At 72.7% G+C, this 13,648-nt stretch carries 12 protein-coding genes and 1 pseudogene; 5 read left to right on the top strand and 8 right to left on the bottom strand.

Annotated elements, in window-relative coordinates; all coding sequences use genetic code 11:
- Positions 1 to 30 precede the first annotated feature (30 nt).
- A complete protein-coding gene (locus C1J01_RS23030; protein WP_111181050.1) occupies positions 31 to 1,020 on the bottom strand; it encodes a methionine synthase in 990 nt (329 codons plus the stop codon).
- 23 nt (positions 1,021 to 1,043) lie between these two features.
- Here C1J01_RS23030 and C1J01_RS23025 point away from each other — a divergent pair, with 23 nt between their 5' ends.
- Entirely contained in the window at positions 1,044 to 1,676 is a 633-nt protein-coding gene (locus C1J01_RS23025) for an MBL fold metallo-hydrolase (RefSeq protein ID WP_111181049.1), read from the top strand.
- Here the strand turns inward: C1J01_RS23025 and mnmA are convergent.
- Positions 1,669 to 2,727 (bottom strand): tRNA 2-thiouridine(34) synthase MnmA, encoded by a 1,059-nt coding sequence (gene mnmA, locus C1J01_RS23020; RefSeq protein ID WP_111181048.1) that lies wholly within the window; start codon positions 2,725 to 2,727, stop codon positions 1,669 to 1,671. The two genes, C1J01_RS23025 and mnmA, sit on opposite strands and share 8 nt — an antisense overlap.
- Positions 2,728 to 2,793: 66 nt before the next feature.
- Between mnmA and C1J01_RS23015 the strand changes: the two genes are divergently transcribed.
- On the top strand, positions 2,794 to 3,843 hold the full coding sequence (locus C1J01_RS23015; RefSeq protein ID WP_111181047.1) for a DUF695 domain-containing protein: 1,050 nt from the start codon (positions 2,794 to 2,796) through the stop codon (positions 3,841 to 3,843).
- A gap of 183 nt (positions 3,844 to 4,026) precedes the next feature.
- Here the strand turns inward: C1J01_RS23015 and C1J01_RS23010 are convergent, their stop codons facing one another.
- Complete coding sequence (locus C1J01_RS23010; RefSeq protein WP_268958737.1) at positions 4,027 to 5,190, bottom strand: cysteine desulfurase family protein; 1,164 nt, start codon at positions 5,188 to 5,190, stop codon at positions 4,027 to 4,029.
- A gap of 55 nt (positions 5,191 to 5,245) precedes the next feature.
- Here C1J01_RS23010 and C1J01_RS23005 point away from each other — a divergent pair, with 55 nt between their 5' ends.
- The 3 genes from C1J01_RS23005 to C1J01_RS22995 all read left to right on the top strand — a co-directional run bounded on the left by C1J01_RS23005 (position 5,246) and on the right by C1J01_RS22995 (position 7,613).
- Positions 5,246 to 5,758 (top strand): TetR/AcrR family transcriptional regulator, encoded by a 513-nt coding sequence (locus tag C1J01_RS23005; RefSeq protein ID WP_111181045.1) that lies wholly within the window; start codon positions 5,246 to 5,248, stop codon positions 5,756 to 5,758.
- 154 nt (positions 5,759 to 5,912) lie between these two features.
- Entirely contained in the window at positions 5,913 to 7,100 is a 1,188-nt protein-coding gene (locus C1J01_RS23000) for an MFS transporter (protein ID WP_111181044.1), read from the top strand.
- A 15-nt stretch (positions 7,101 to 7,115) separates the two neighbouring features.
- Positions 7,116 to 7,613, top strand: a complete 498-nt coding sequence (locus C1J01_RS22995; protein ID WP_111181043.1) for an HIT family protein — start codon at positions 7,116 to 7,118, stop codon at positions 7,611 to 7,613.
- A gap of 88 nt (positions 7,614 to 7,701) precedes the next feature.
- Here the strand turns inward: C1J01_RS22995 and C1J01_RS22990 are convergent, their stop codons facing one another.
- The 5 genes and pseudogenes from C1J01_RS22990 to C1J01_RS22970 all read right to left on the bottom strand — a co-directional run.
- Positions 7,702 to 8,655 (bottom strand): electron transfer flavoprotein subunit alpha/FixB family protein, encoded by a 954-nt coding sequence (locus C1J01_RS22990; RefSeq protein WP_111181042.1) that lies wholly within the window; start codon positions 8,653 to 8,655, stop codon positions 7,702 to 7,704.
- A 19-nt stretch (positions 8,656 to 8,674) separates the two neighbouring features.
- Positions 8,675 to 9,454, bottom strand: coding sequence for an electron transfer flavoprotein subunit beta/FixA family protein (locus tag C1J01_RS22985; protein WP_111181041.1), 780 nt, complete (start codon positions 9,452 to 9,454; stop codon positions 8,675 to 8,677).
- Between the two features lie 236 nt (positions 9,455 to 9,690).
- Positions 9,691 to 10,911, bottom strand: coding sequence for a serine/threonine-protein kinase (locus C1J01_RS22980; protein ID WP_111181040.1), 1,221 nt, complete (start codon positions 10,909 to 10,911; stop codon positions 9,691 to 9,693).
- A gap of 36 nt (positions 10,912 to 10,947) precedes the next feature.
- Positions 10,948 to 12,735 carry a serine/threonine-protein kinase gene (locus C1J01_RS22975; protein ID WP_111181039.1) on the bottom strand — a complete coding sequence of 596 codons (1,788 nt, stop codon included), beginning with the start codon at positions 12,733 to 12,735 and terminating at the stop codon, positions 10,948 to 10,950.
- Between the two features lie 16 nt (positions 12,736 to 12,751).
- Positions 12,752 to 13,648 (bottom strand): annotated as a pseudogene (locus C1J01_RS22970) (hypothetical protein); the annotation flags it as partial.

The raw sequence follows: 13,648 nt of genomic DNA, 5'->3' as shown, positions 1-13,648 counted from the left end.
GCTACCGCCGCCCACCGACAAGAACACCCCTCATCCGCCCTGTGACCAGGCCGGATCTTCCCGCAACACGCGCGCGGCCTTCCGGCACACCGTCAGCGCCGCCTTCGCGTACGCCGGCGAGGCCCCCGCCAGCCCGCACGCGGGCGTCAGCACGACCTGCTCGGCCAGCCGGTCAGGCGCGAACCCCAGCCGCCGCCACAGCTCCACGGCCGGCCTCGCGACCACGCCCGCGTCGCCCAGCCGGGTGTCGCGTCCCGGCACGACGCCCAGGAACAACACCATCCCCGCCTCGAACAGCTCACCGAGCGCGTCGTCCTCGCGCCGGCGCAGCAGGGACGCGTCCACCGACACCCCCCGCACCCCCGCACGGCGCAGCAGGTCGAACGGCACGGAAGGCGCGCAGCAGTGCACCACAGGCGACTCGAACAGCCGCAGCGACTCCTCCACCCGCCACTCCTCCACGGCCGCGAGCCGCCCGAACCCCGACGCCGTCGGCACCGTGCCCGCCAGCACCCCCGGCAGACCGGGCTCGTCGAGCTGCACCACGACCTCCGTCACCCCGGGCACCCGGCGCCGCACCTCGGCGCAGTGGTCGGCGAGCCCCTGCGCCAGCGAGGCCGTCAGATCGCGTACGGCCCCGGCATCGGACAGTGCCTTGTCGCCGTGCTTGAGCTCGAGCGAGGCGGCCAGCGTCCACGGCCCGCAGACCTGCAGTTTGATCGGCCCCGCGTAGTCGTGCGCGATCTCCTCCAGACCGTCGAGGTCGCGCCGCAGATGGTCGACGGCCCGCTGGTGGTCGCGGCCCGGACGGTCGGTCAGCCGCCATCCCGACGGCTGTACCTCGACCGGAAGATCGACGAGCAGCCCCGCCGTCCGTCCGACCATGTCGGCCCCGACGCCCCTGGCGGGCAGCTCGGGAAGGTACGGCAGCCCGGGCACCTCCCCGAACACGACCCTGATCGCCTCAAGATGATCCTCGCCCGGATGCGAACCGACCCCGGTGGCTTCCCACGTAGACATGGCACAAGCGTAGGGTCACAACAATGAGGCTCACGAAATACGACCACGCGTGCGTCCGCGTGGAAAAGGACGGGAAGGTCCTCGTCATCGACCCGGGCGCGTTCACCGACGCCCCGGTGCTCGACGGCGCCGACGCGGTGCTCATCACCCACGAGCACGCCGACCACGTCGACGTCGCCAAGCTGAGGGCCGCCTCGCCCGACCTGGAGATCTGGACGTGCGAGAGCGTCGCCGCGGGACTCACCGAGGTCCCGGGCAAGGTCCAGGTCGTACGCCACGGCGACGACTTCGAGACGGCCGGTTTCCGGGTGAAGGCGTTCGGCGAGTGGCACGCCCGCAACCACCCCGACCTGGAGGTCGTCCAGAACGTCGGCTTCCTGCTCGACGACGAGGTCTTCTACCCGGGCGACGCCCTGACAGTCCCCGGCGTGGAGGTGCCCACGCTGCTGGTGCCGACCGGCGCACCCTGGCTGAAGCTCATGGAGATGGTCGACTATCTCCGGGCGGTCCGCCCGGGGCGGGCGTATTCCACCCACGACGGGCTCTACAACGAGATCGGCCTGGGTCTGGTCGACAACTGGCTGAAGATGGAGGCCGAGCGGCAGGGCGCCGACATCCGGCGCATCCCCGTCGGCGAGTCGGTGACGCTCAGCTAGCCGAGACGATGGTGGCCGAGCCGATGACGGTGGCGCCGGAGTAGAGCACCGCGGCCTGACCGGCCGCGACCCCGGTCGCCGGCCGGTCGAGCTCGATCGTGAGCTCGCCGCCGCTCTCCTCGAACCGGCACGGGTAGACCTCGCCGTGCGCCCGCAGCTGCACGGTGAGGTCGTCGCGCCGCGCCGGGCCGTTCCACACCGGACGACCGCAGGTGATCGTGGTGACCTCCAGCGCCGAACGCGGGCCGACCGTCACCGTGTTGGACACCGGCTCGATCGACAACACGTAGCGCGGCCTGCCGTCGGGCGCGGGCCGGTCGATGCGCAGGCCCTTGCGCTGCCCCACCGTGAACCCGTGGGCGCCCTGGTGGCTGCCGACGACCTCGCCCTCCTGGTCGACGATGGGCCCTTCGGCCGAGCCGAGCCGCTCGGCCAGGAAGCCGCGGGTGTCGCCGTCGGCGATGAAGCAGATGTCGTGGCTGTCGGGCTTGTCTGCCACGGTCAGGCCGCGCCTGGCGGCCTCCGCGCGAACCTCGGTCTTGGTGGAGTCGCCCAGCGGGAAGATCGCGTGGCTCAGCTGCTCGCGGGTGAGCACGCCGAGGACGTACGACTGGTCCTTGGCCTGGTCGACGCTCCTGGACAGCACCCCGTCGACCAGCCGGGCGTGGTGGCCGGTGGCGACCGCGTCGAAGCCCAGGGCCAGCGCCCGGTCGAGCACCGCGGCGAACTTGATCTTCTCGTTGCAGCGCAGGCACGGATTGGGCGTGCGGCCCGCGGCGTATTCGGCCACGAAGTCCTCGACCACGTCGCGCTGGAAACGCTCGGCCATGTCCCAGATGTAGAAAGGGATGCCGATCACGTCGGCGGCGCGACGGGCGTCACGGGAGTCCTCGATCGTGCAGCAGCCCCTCGCCCCCGTCCGGTGGGATTGGGGGTTGGCGGACAGGGCAAGGTGGACACCAGTGACGTCGTGACCGGCCTCGGCGATCCGAGCGGCGGCCACGGCGGAGTCGACGCCGCCCGACATGGCGGCAAGCACACGCAGTCCCATGACGCTTCCAGCGTACTGGCCGCCCGGGAGTGGGCGACCATGGCCGGGGTCTGGAAGTATGCGTCCATGCGACTGTTCGGGCGCAAGGACGCAGATGAGGGGGCGGGGCGCTCCCAGGAGGCCATCGCGGGGTTCTGGACGTGGTGGCAGGAGACCAGACCGCGGCTCGACGCGCTGGTGGCGGCCGGTGACAAGAAGGGCCTCGACGAGGTGCTCGGGCCCGCGGTGGCCGCCGTCCACCCCGGCCTGGTGTGGGAGGTCGCGCCCGGCGGCGAGGCCGCGCACGCCCTGGTGGTGACCGCGGCGGGCGACGCCGAGCTGCGGCCGCTTGCGCATCGCTGGGCCAAGGCGGCGCCGCCGTCCGACCTGCTGTGGGAGTTCCACGCGTCGCGGCGGGCCAACCCGCGCGCGAGCGAGCTCACGATCGAGGCCGGCGGCTACGAGCTGGCGCTCGGCAAGTTCACGCTGGGTCTGCGGGTGCCGCCCAGCCAGCCGCGGGTCGACGTGACCGCCTACCACCCGATGTTCGGCGAGCTCGACGCCGACGCCCGCATGGAGGCCACGCTGCTGGCCCTCGACCACCTCCTGGGCGAGGACGACGTGGCCAGGTGGGTGGGTGAGATCGCGCCCGCGACGTTCGAGCCGATCGACGCCGTGGCCGCCGTCCACCTGCCGGCCGTGGTCGCCGACGTCGCCTCGGGCTACTCGGGGGAGGAGTGGCTGCGGCTGGAGGGCCGCTCGGGTCGCGGGGCGGCGCTGGTGGCGGAGGTCCGCCACCCGCTGCGACCGGTCGACCGTCCGCTGCTCGACCAGCACATCGCCGTCAGCGTCCCCTACAAGCACCGCGACGGCGACGGGCTGCCCGCCGGCGCCTCGCTCGAGGCGCTGCGCGACGCCGAGGAGCGCCTGTCGGCCCTCCTCGACCCGCGCGGCGACGCCGTCCTGGCGGTGCACCTGAGCACGGAGGGCCAGCGGCTCTTCCACGTGTACGCCGACTCCACCGGTGACGCGGCGTCCCACGTCAAAGACCTGTTCACCGCCTGGCCCGAGGGCAGAGCCCGCGTCGAGGTGACCCTCGACCCGTCCTGGAGCGCGGTCGCCCCCTTCCTCAGCTAGACCCGCCGCCCGCAGAGGCAGCCACACGGCGACACATCGGCGAAGGAACCGCCGTCGCCCGGAACCGGGGAAAGCGGCGGCGCTCAACGCAACCGAGCCGCCTCACAAGATCAGCTCAGGCCGGCGTAGGCAATCGACGCCGTTCGGGAGCCGGGCTCGCGGAGTGGGGTCCGTGAGCACCGATCAGCTGAGGCCGGCGCGGCGGGCGCGGTCGACGGCGGCGGGGAGGACTTCGATGAGGCGGTCGACGTCGGCCGGCGTCGAGGTGTGGCCGAGGGAGAACCTCAGCGAGCCCCGGGCCGCGGCCGCGTCGGCGCCCATGGCCAGCAGCACGTGGGACGGTTGCGACACCCCCGCCGAGCAGGCCGAGCCGGTCGAGCACTCCACGCCCTTGGCGTCGAGCAGCATGAGCAGCGCGTCGCCCTCGCAGCCGGGGAACGAGAAGTGGGCGTTGCCGGGCAGGCGTCCGGCGGGGTCGCCGTTGAGCACGACGTCGGGCACGGCGTCGCGTACGCGCTTGATGAGGTCGTCGCGCAGCGCGGTCAGGCGGCCGGCGACGGCCTCCTGGTCGCGGACGGCGGCCGTGACGGCGGCGGCGAACCCCGCGATGGCGGGGGCGTCGAGCGTGCCGGAGCGCACGTCGCGCTCCTGACCACCGCCGTGCAGCACCGAGACCGGCGTCATGCCCCGGGCCAGCAGCAGCGCGCCGGCGCCGATCGGGCCGCCGAGCTTGTGGCCGGTGAGGGTGAGCGCGTCGGCCCCGGACCCGGCGAACGACACGGGCAGTTGCCCCACCGCCTGCACCGCGTCGGTGTGGAACGGGATGCCGTGGTCGTGGGCGATCGCGGCCAGCACCTGGACCGGCTGGAGCGTGCCGACCTCGTTGTTGGCCCACATGACGCTGACCAGGGCCACGTCGTCGGGGTCGCGCTCGATGGCGGCGCGCAGCGTGTCGGGGTGGACGCGGCCGTGCTCGTCGACCTCCAGCAGCTCCACCTGGGCGCCCTGGCTGTCGCCGAGCCAGTGGGCCGGGTCGAGCACGGCGTGGTGCTCGACGGCGCTGATGAGCACGCGCCGCCGCGGCCGGCGCGCCCAGTAGAGGCCCTTGATCGCGAGGTTGTCGGCCTCGGTGCCGCCCGAGGTGAACACGACCTCGCTGGGCCGGGCGCCGAGTGCGTCGGCGATGGTCTCGCGGGACTCCTCGACGACCCGGCGCGCCTGACGGCCCGTGGCGTGCAACGAGGAAGCATTTCCGGGGCGTTTGAGTTGCTCCGTCATGGCCTCGATCGCCTCGGGCAGCATGGGCGTGGTAGCCGCATGATCAAGATAGGCCGACGGTCTGGTCACCTGCCCAGGGTATCTCGTTTGCGTACTGTACCGTCCGGACGGTACAGTACGGAGCATGCGAAGGGACGAGCTTTTGGACGCGGCGGAGCAGATCCTCTGCGACCAGGGCTCGGCCGCGCTGACCCTGTCCGCGGTGGCCGACCGCGCCGGCGTGAGCAAGGGTGGCCTGCTCTATCACTACGGCTCCAAGGAAGCCCTGATCAGGGGCATGGTGGAGCGGTTGATCGACGACTTCGACGAGCTGATGGCCGCCCAGCCGGGCGACACCTACACCGAGCGCTATCTGGAGGCCACGCTGGCCTCCGTGAGGTCGGGCCGTCAGCGCCGATGGGCCGTCGTGACCAGCGCCTCGGGCAGCATCGACCTGCTCGCGCCGCTGCGTGACGCGATGACCCGCTGGCATCGCGAGGAACTGGCGCAGGAGCCCGACCCGGTGGCCGCCCAGATCGTACGGCTGGCCTGTGAGGGCCTGTGGGACGTGGCGAGCCACGACCCCGGGCTCAACACCGAGGCGGACCTCCAGGCCCTGGAGCTCCGACTGAAAGCCCTGCTCCACCCCTCCGCCTGACTCCTTCGGCGCCCTCGCGCGCCGCTTCCCCCCTGTGAACACCGCGGTGACCGCGGGAGACACGCCGCGCCCCCCGGGTGCGGCGTGCGGCATGCCAGGCACGCCTGTTTTGTCCTAAAAAAGCACGAAAAGCATGACCTTAGAGAGGTGTCTGATGACCAGCGAGCTGAGGAATGCCCGTTACGGGGCGGTCCTCACCTTCGTCCTAGCCGGCCTGATGGTGGGCACGATGACCGTGCGCATCCCCGCCCTGACCGACAAACTCGGCCTGACCGAGGCCACCGTCGGGACCATCCTGCTGGTGTGGGGCCTGGGCGCCCTGGTCACCATGCAATCCATGCGCCGCGTCATGGCCCGCGTGGGCAGCCGCGCGGTCCTGCGGGCGGGCGGTCCCCTGACGGCGCTCGGCCTCATCGGCGTGGCCTTCGCCCCCGACCTGCCGCTGCTGCTGGTTGCCGTGGCGTTCTTCGGCATGGCCTTCGGCACGGTGGACGTCGCCATGAACGCCCAGGGCTCCGCCGTCGAGCAGGCGTACGGACGTCCGCTGATGAACGGCATGCACGCCGGCTGGTGCGTGGGCGCCATCTCGGCGGGCGCGCTCGGCAGCCTGGCGATCGCCGCGGGCCTGCCGTTCACCGCGAACGTGGCGCTGGTCGGGCTGGTGTCGCTGCCGGTCATGGCGCTGCTCGGCCGTACGTACCTGCCGGAGTCCCCCGCCGCCGCGACGGAGAGGGGCGGACGGCGCCGCATGCCGCCGATCGTCTACCTGCTCGGCACGATCATGTTCTTCGCCTTCATGGTGGAGGGCACGGTCGCCGACTGGAACGGCCTCTACCTGCGCGACGAGCTCGGCGCGCCCGAGGCTGTGGCGGCGCTGGGCTACCCGGTGTTCGAGGTCGGCATGCTGGTCGCCCGGCTGACCGGCGACCGGCTACGGGCGAGGTTCGGGGTGCGCGGCATGCTGACCGTCTCCGGCCTGGCCACGGCGGGGTTCTTCGGCACCGTGCTGCTGGCGCCGGTGGCGCTGGTGGCGGTGGCGGCGATGTTCTTCGTCGGGCTCGGCGTGGCGACGATCTCGCCGCTGACGTTGTCGCTGGCGGGCACCGCGACCGACGCCCCCGGGCCGGCGATCGCCCAGGCGGGCGCCATGGGGTACGCGGGGCTGCTGCTCGGCCCGGTCGCGATCGGCTACCTGTCGCACGCGACCTCGCTGCACACGGCGCTCGGCATCGCGGTGGTGCTCGGCCTCCTGATCGCGGGCGCCGCCCGCCTGCTCCCCGGCCGCGAGCCGTCGCAGGTCACGCCTCTGCCGGTGCGCGAGCCGGCCGAGGTCGCTGCCTGAGCGTCACAATAGGGCATGTCCCTCGACAGGAACGTCCCCTTCGACCTCCGGGCGTACGAGGAGCAGGTGCGGTCGTCCGCCTGCTTCATCTGCGCCATCGTGGCCGGCGACCCGGCCTACGACCTGGAGCAGATCGTCTACGAGGACGAACGCCACCTGGCCTTCCTCAACCGCTACCCCACGCTGCCCGGCTACCTGCTGGTGAGCCCGAAACGGCACGTCGAACACGTCGTGCGCGACCTGTCCGAGGACGACTACCTCGCGCTCATGCGAGTGGTCAGGACGGTCGCGCTCGCCGTGGAGTCGGTGGTGCCGTCGGAGCGCACGTACCTGCTCTCGCTCGGCAGCCAGCAGGGCAACGCCCACCTGCACTGGCACGTGGCCCCGTTGCCGCCGGGCACGCCGTACGAGCGGCAGCAGTACCACGCGCTCATGTCGGAGCACGGCCTGATCCCCTGGACCCGCGAGCAGGCCGAGGACCTGGCCGACCGCGTCAGGCGGGCGCTGGCGTAACGGCGAGTCCTCCGTGTGCGGGGGCCGCCCCGCACACGGCGAGAGCGGCGCCGCGCGATCGCGTGGCGCCGCTCTCGCGTCGAGCGACCTACTTGCGCTTCTTGATCTCCTCGGTGAGCTGCGGGACGACCTGGTGGAGGTCGCCCACCACGCCGTAGTCGGCCAGCTCGAAGATGGGCGCCTCGGGGTCCTTGTTGATGGCCACGATGGTCTTCGCGGTCTGCATGCCCGCCCGGTGCTGGATGGCCCCGGAGATGCCGGCCGCGATGTAGAGCTGCGGCGAGACCGTCTTACCGGTCTGGCCGACCTGGAACTGGTGCGGGTACCAGCCGGCGTCCGTGGCGGCGCGGGAGGCGCCCACGGCGGCGCCGAGCGCGTCGGCCAGCCCCTCGATGACCGAGAAGTTCTCCGCCGAGCCGACGCCGCGGCCGCCCGAGACGACGATCGCGGCCTCGGTCAGCTCCGGCCGGGCGCCCTTCTCCTGCTTGACCCGCTCGACGACGCGGGCGGCCTTGGCGGCGTCGGACAGGGTGACCGAGACCTCCTCCTCGGCCCCCGCACCCGCGGCGGCCTCAGGGGCGGTCGAGTTGGGACGTACGGCGATGATCGGCGTGCCCCTGCGCACCCGCGCGTGCACGTTGATGCCGCCACCGAAGATCGACTGGTCGGCCACGAAGCCCTCGCCCAGGCCGACGGCGTCGGTGATGACGCCCGAGTCGGTCTTGACGGCCAGCCGGCCGGCGACCTCCTTGCCCTCGGCCGTGGCGGCCACCAGCACGGCGGCCGGCGACTTGACGGCGACGAGCTGGGCGAGCAGCTCGGCCTTGGGCGCGACGACGTGGTCGACGATGTCGTCGCCGGCGGCGACGTAGATCTTCTCCGCGCCGTACTCGGCCAGGCGGGCCTTGGCCTCGGCGGTGATGCCCGGGCCGGCCCAGACGGCGGCCGGGGTGCCGAGGGAGCGGGCCAGGGTCAGCAGCTCGAGCGTGACCTTCTTGACCTCGCCTTCGACCTGCTCGACGAGAACGAGAATCTCCGACATTTCGCTAAAACCCCCGTTCTCAGATGAACTTCTTGGACGCCAGGAAGTCGGCGGCGTTCACGCCACCGTCGCCCTCGTCCTTGACGATCGTGCCGGCGGCGCGCGGCGGCGCGGCGGCGAAGTCCACCACCTCGGACCAGGCCGCGCCGAGGCCCACCTGGGCGGCGTCGATGGAGGCGTCGCCGATGGACAGCGTCTCGACCGGCTTCTTCTTGGCCGCCATGATGCCCTTGAACGACGGGTAACGCGGCTCGTTGATCTTCTCGACCACGGAGACGACGGCCGGCAGCGTGGCCTCGACCCGGTCGAACCCGTAGTCGGTGATGCGCTGGATGGTGATCGAGGAGCCCTCGACGTCGACCTTGTTGGCCAGCGTGAGCTGCGCCGTGCCGAGGCGCTCGGCGAGCATCGCGGCCAGCACGCCGGTGCGCGCGTCGGTGGACTCCGAGCCCAGGATGACCAGGTCGAACCCGATCTTCTTGAGCACCTGCGCCATCGCGTACGAGGTGGACAGCGCGTCGGAGCCGTGGAGCGCGTCGTCGCTGAGGTGGACGGCCTTGTCGGCGCCCATGGCCAGCGCCTTGCGGATGGTCTCGGTGGCCTTGGCGGGGCCCATGGTGAGGACGGTCACCTCACCGCCGTGGGCCTCCTTGAGCTTCAGTGCCTCTTCGACCGCGTACTCGTCAAGCTCGTTGACCACGCCGTCGGCGGCGTCGCGGTCGAGCGTGTTGTCATCGGACCGCAGCTTGCGCTCGGTAGCCGTGTCGGGGACCTGCTTCACGCAGACGACGATGTTCATGGCCGGTGGCCGACCTCCCGTAGTTCGCGGCACCACCGCGGCTGCGGTTGGCGCCGAATGCATCTGTCAAGACTGCCAGGTGCCCGGCCGGGCATCCGACAGAGGGTCTGCCGTCGTTGTCGCGGTTATGTTACCCACGGGTAGCTTACGCGCAAACCGGCATCCCGCGCGGCCGGCCACGCATCAGCTACCACCTCTCACCATACCGAACTTTATTCGGTACGCATCGGGCGGGTTCACGCCGACAGCAGGAAGACGATCCCGACGACCAGCGCCGTCCCCGCGAACAACGCGAGCACGGGCGTGCTGAACATCGCGGCCAGCCCGAAGCACAACCCCACCACACCCGCGACGGAGACGAAATCCACGATCATGCGGCTGCGCCGGTAGGGGCCGCGCGAGAACAGCGCCACCCCCGCGTCGCAGACGACCCCCAGCGCGTACGCCGCCAGCAGGAACAGCGCGACCTCCGGCCACGGCTCCCGGGCGGCGGCCGCCAGCAGCGACACGAACAGACCGGAGCCGATGAGCCAGCGCCGGCGCACCTTCTCCCGGTGCCGCGCCCTGGACTCCTCCACCGAGCGGCGGTGCCGCTCCTGACCGGGCCGCCACTCGCGGGTCTCCAGCGCGTCGCCGGCCGACCGCGGCCGCACCACAGGCGCGGGCGGGACGACATGCCGTACATGAGAGACGGGCGCGACGCCCAGCCGGGCGCAGATCTGCGCGGCCGTGGGCCGCGCGGCGGGATCGGTGGACAGGCACGCGCGTAACAGCGGCTCCAGCCACTCCGGCGCGCCCTCCAGATCCGGCGGATGGTGCACCACCCGGTAGGCGACCGCCGAGGCCGGGCCCTGCCCGTACGGCTGCCGCCCGGTGGCGGCGTAGGCCAGCGTCGCCCCGAACGAGAACACGTCGGCCTCCATGCCCGTCTCCCGGCCCTCCAGGATCTCGGGCGCGAGGTAGCCGGGCGTGCCGACGACCGCGCCGGAGGCGGTGACCGACAACGAGTCGAGCGCGCTCGCGATGCCGAAGTCGATGACGACGGGCTCGCCCTCGGTCACGATCACGTTGGCCGGTTTGAGATCGCGGTGGACGACGCCCGCCTCGTGCATGGCGTGGAGCGCGTCGGCCAGCCCGGCGGCCAGCCGCCGCAGGTCGGCGACCGGCACGGGCACGGCGCTGAGCGGCCGGCCCTGGACGTAACGGGTGACGAGGTAGGGGCGCTCGCTGTCCAGCGAGGCGTCGAGCACCTCGGCGATGTGCGCTCCGCCGACCCTGCGCATGGTCTCGACCTCGCGCGCCAGCCGGGCCAGCGCGACGCCGTCGGCGGCGACGTGCGGGTGCAGCACCTTGACCGCGACCGTGCGCCCCTCGGGGTCGAGCGCCAGGTGGACCTCGCCGAAGCCGCCGGCCCCGAGCCGGGAGAGGAGCTCGTACGGGCCGAGGTGGTCGCTCATACTTCTCACTCTCCCCCGGGGCGGTGGCGAGGACACTCAGGACCAGGGATTCACGAACCCCAGCCCGAGACCGTCCATGAGACTGCCGATCAGGCCCGTGATGAGGCCCATCGTGGTCTGCCTGGCGTCGCTGGCCAGGTCGTCGATGACCGACTCGGGCGCCCGCCAGGGCGACCAGACCGGGTCCTGGCCCAGCGCGAACATCACCGCGAACATCGCGGCCGTGCCCACCAGCACGACGGCGACCAGCGCCGCCCCGGGGCTGCGCAGCACGCTGGTGAGCGTACGGGTGACGGCCTGGCGCGGCGCGCCGCCGCCGGGCAGCACGAACAGACCCGCCGCGAAGGCGCCCGCCGCGTAGGCGGCGGCCTCGTTGACGCTCATCTGCCCGGCCCAGTGGAGCAAGCCCCAGACGCACACCCCGAACAGCAGCGCGAACGGCACGTGCACCACCGACACGAGCGCGGACTTGATCAGCGCCCAGGGAGTGCCGACCAGGACGAGCAGCGGGTCGGCGGCGCTGCTGCCGCGCACCTGGCGGCGCTTGACGAGGTCGCCGAAGAGGTATTCGCCCGTGCGCAGCACGATCGCGAGCGCCACGGCGATCGCGCCCACCATGACCGGCATCATGACGGTCAGCGCGACCAGCGTGACCAGCGTGAGCAGGCCGACGAACTGGCTGCCGAACAGGTAGCGCCTGCGCTCGGCCGGCGGGGTGTACTGGCGCGGCGGGGTGTGCTCGCGCGGCGCGGTCGCCGGCGGCGCGGGCCTGGCCTGCGTCGGGGCCGGATAGCCGGCCACCCGCTGGTCGGGGCGGGGCAGCGGCCGGGCCGCGACCGGCGCGGGCACGTAGGGCGGCGGACGCTCCTCACGGCGCGGCGCGGGCGGCGGCGGAGGCGGCGGGGCCGGCTCGGCGTAGTCGACCGGCGGCAGCAGGTCGGAGAACGTGTCCATCGTGCGGGTGCGGTCGGTCAGCCGCTTGGTGCCCGTCGGCCCCTCGAAGGACGTCTCGTTGAACGTGGTCACCGCCGGGTCGAGCGCCCTGGCCATCCGCAGCAGTTCCTGCGCGCCGGGCCGGGACTCCGCGTCGACCTGCAGGGCCCGGGCGAGCCAGCCGCGCAGCCAGACGGGCGCCTTGTCGAGCTGGGCCCGGCCTTCCATGATGTTGAAGCAGACCGCCTCGAACGTGCCCGTGCCGAACGGCGGCGCGCCGGTGGCGGCGAAGAACACCGTCGAGGCCAGCGCGTGCACGTCGGCGGCCTGGGTGATGTCGGAGTCGCGGATGATCTCGGGCGCGAGATAGCCGGGCGTGCCGACGAACATGCCGGTCTGCGTCAGCCGGGTCGCGTTGACCAGGTGGGCGATGCCGAAGTCGATCACCAGCGGCTCGCCGTCGACCAGCATGACGTTGGACGGCTTGAAGTCGCGGTGGATGACGTCGGCCGCGTGGATGGCCACCAGCGCCTGGCAGAGCCCCTGGGCCAGCCTGATCAGGTCGCGGGCCTCCAGGGGGCCGTCGGTGAGGACGGTCTCCTCCAGGGTGCGCCCCGGCGCGAACCGCGTGACGACGTAGGGCTGGCCGCCGACCAGCTCGGCGTCGATCACCTCCGCGACGTACGGGCTGCGCACCCGGCGCATGGTCTCGACCTCGCGGGTGAGCCGGTCGCGCGCCTTGAGGTCGGCCGCGACGTGCGGATGGAGGACCTTGATGGCGACCTCGCGGCCCTCACCGTCGAGGCCGAGGTGGACGACGCCCATGCCACCCTCGCCGATCTTCCTGACCAGCCGGTAAGGGCCGAGGCGTTCTGGTGCTTGGGTGCTCATCGCCACCTTCCCCGCGTCATCCCCCGGAGCTCTCCCTCAGTCCTGCCAACTGCTCGATGATCGGATCGACGTTCAGCGGAGTCCATACGGCTCCCCTCGGATTGTCCCCGAACGTGCCGGCCGCGACGACCAGCGAGAGCCCCGCGCCTGCCGCGAGCACTCCCGCCAACACCATCGCCGCTGTTCTCGAGGGTACGAGGGATGCGAGCGTTCTGCGCATCTGCTTGCCGGGACCTTCGACGCCGGGGCCCGCGCACAACGTCCACAGGGCGACGGCCGCGCCCCACGCCAGCGCGTACGACGCGTCCATTCCGGCCACCACGGTGAGCAGCAGCGTCACCGGCAGACCGAGGATGAGCGCGTAGAGGACGAGGGCGAGGGTGATGCCCGCCGACTTGGCCAGCTCCGCCGGGAACGCGAACACCCGCAGCACGTCGAGCGCCGCCGCTCCGGCCGCCCTGCGGGCCGTGAGCTGCGGCTGGGCCATGTCGGCCGCGCGCAGCAGGATCGCGACCGGGATCGCGACGACGGCCACGAGCACGGGCGCGAGCACGGCCGCCACGATCATCAGGACCAGCAGCATCCCGCTCGCCACGCCGTACGCCTTGGAGCGCTGCAGCAGCCGGCCCGGCTGGACGCCCGGGACGTACGGCTCGCGCGCGGTGGACGGGTCGGGCTGGTAGGGCGGCTGCGCCGGGATGTAGGGGGGCGGCTGGACCGGGATCGGGTTGGGCCGCTGGTAGCCGGGCCCGGAAACCGGCTGCGGACCCTGCGGCCCCGAGCCATGCGGCCCCGAACCCTGCGGCCCCGAGCCCGACTGCGGGCCCTGCGGCCCTGGCGGGAAGCCGGGCCGCCACTGGTCGAGGGCCTCGGGGCGGACGCGCCTGGTGGGCACGTCGGACTCGCCCGCAGG

It is taken from the genome of Nonomuraea aridisoli, from assembly GCF_003236395.1.
In the GTDB taxonomy this organism is placed as follows: domain Bacteria; phylum Actinomycetota; class Actinomycetes; order Streptosporangiales; family Streptosporangiaceae; genus Nonomuraea; species Nonomuraea aridisoli.
This window is presented reverse-complemented; position numbering and strand designations above follow the sequence as displayed.

Coding starts and splice junctions, on each gene's coding strand:
- C1J01_RS22975 (WP_111181039.1), bottom strand. CDS start 12,735: ATGAGCACCCAAGCACCAGAACGCCTCGGCCCTTACCGGCTGGTCAGG.
- C1J01_RS23015 (WP_111181047.1), top strand. CDS start 2,794: ATGCGACTGTTCGGGCGCAAGGACGCAGATGAGGGGGCGGGGCGCTCC.
- C1J01_RS22995 (WP_111181043.1), top strand. CDS start 7,116: ATGTCCCTCGACAGGAACGTCCCCTTCGACCTCCGGGCGTACGAGGAG.
- C1J01_RS23030 (WP_111181050.1), bottom strand. CDS start 1,020: ATGTCTACGTGGGAAGCCACCGGGGTCGGTTCGCATCCGGGCGAGGAT.
- C1J01_RS22990 (WP_111181042.1), bottom strand. CDS start 8,655: ATGTCGGAGATTCTCGTTCTCGTCGAGCAGGTCGAAGGCGAGGTCAAG.
- C1J01_RS23025 (WP_111181049.1), top strand. CDS start 1,044: ATGAGGCTCACGAAATACGACCACGCGTGCGTCCGCGTGGAAAAGGAC.
- C1J01_RS23000 (WP_111181044.1), top strand. CDS start 5,913: ATGACCAGCGAGCTGAGGAATGCCCGTTACGGGGCGGTCCTCACCTTC.
- C1J01_RS22985 (WP_111181041.1), bottom strand. CDS start 9,454: ATGAACATCGTCGTCTGCGTGAAGCAGGTCCCCGACACGGCTACCGAG.
- C1J01_RS23005 (WP_111181045.1), top strand. CDS start 5,246: ATGCGAAGGGACGAGCTTTTGGACGCGGCGGAGCAGATCCTCTGCGAC.
- mnmA (WP_111181048.1), bottom strand. CDS start 2,727: ATGGGACTGCGTGTGCTTGCCGCCATGTCGGGCGGCGTCGACTCCGCC.
- C1J01_RS22980 (WP_111181040.1), bottom strand. CDS start 10,911: ATGAGCGACCACCTCGGCCCGTACGAGCTCCTCTCCCGGCTCGGGGCC.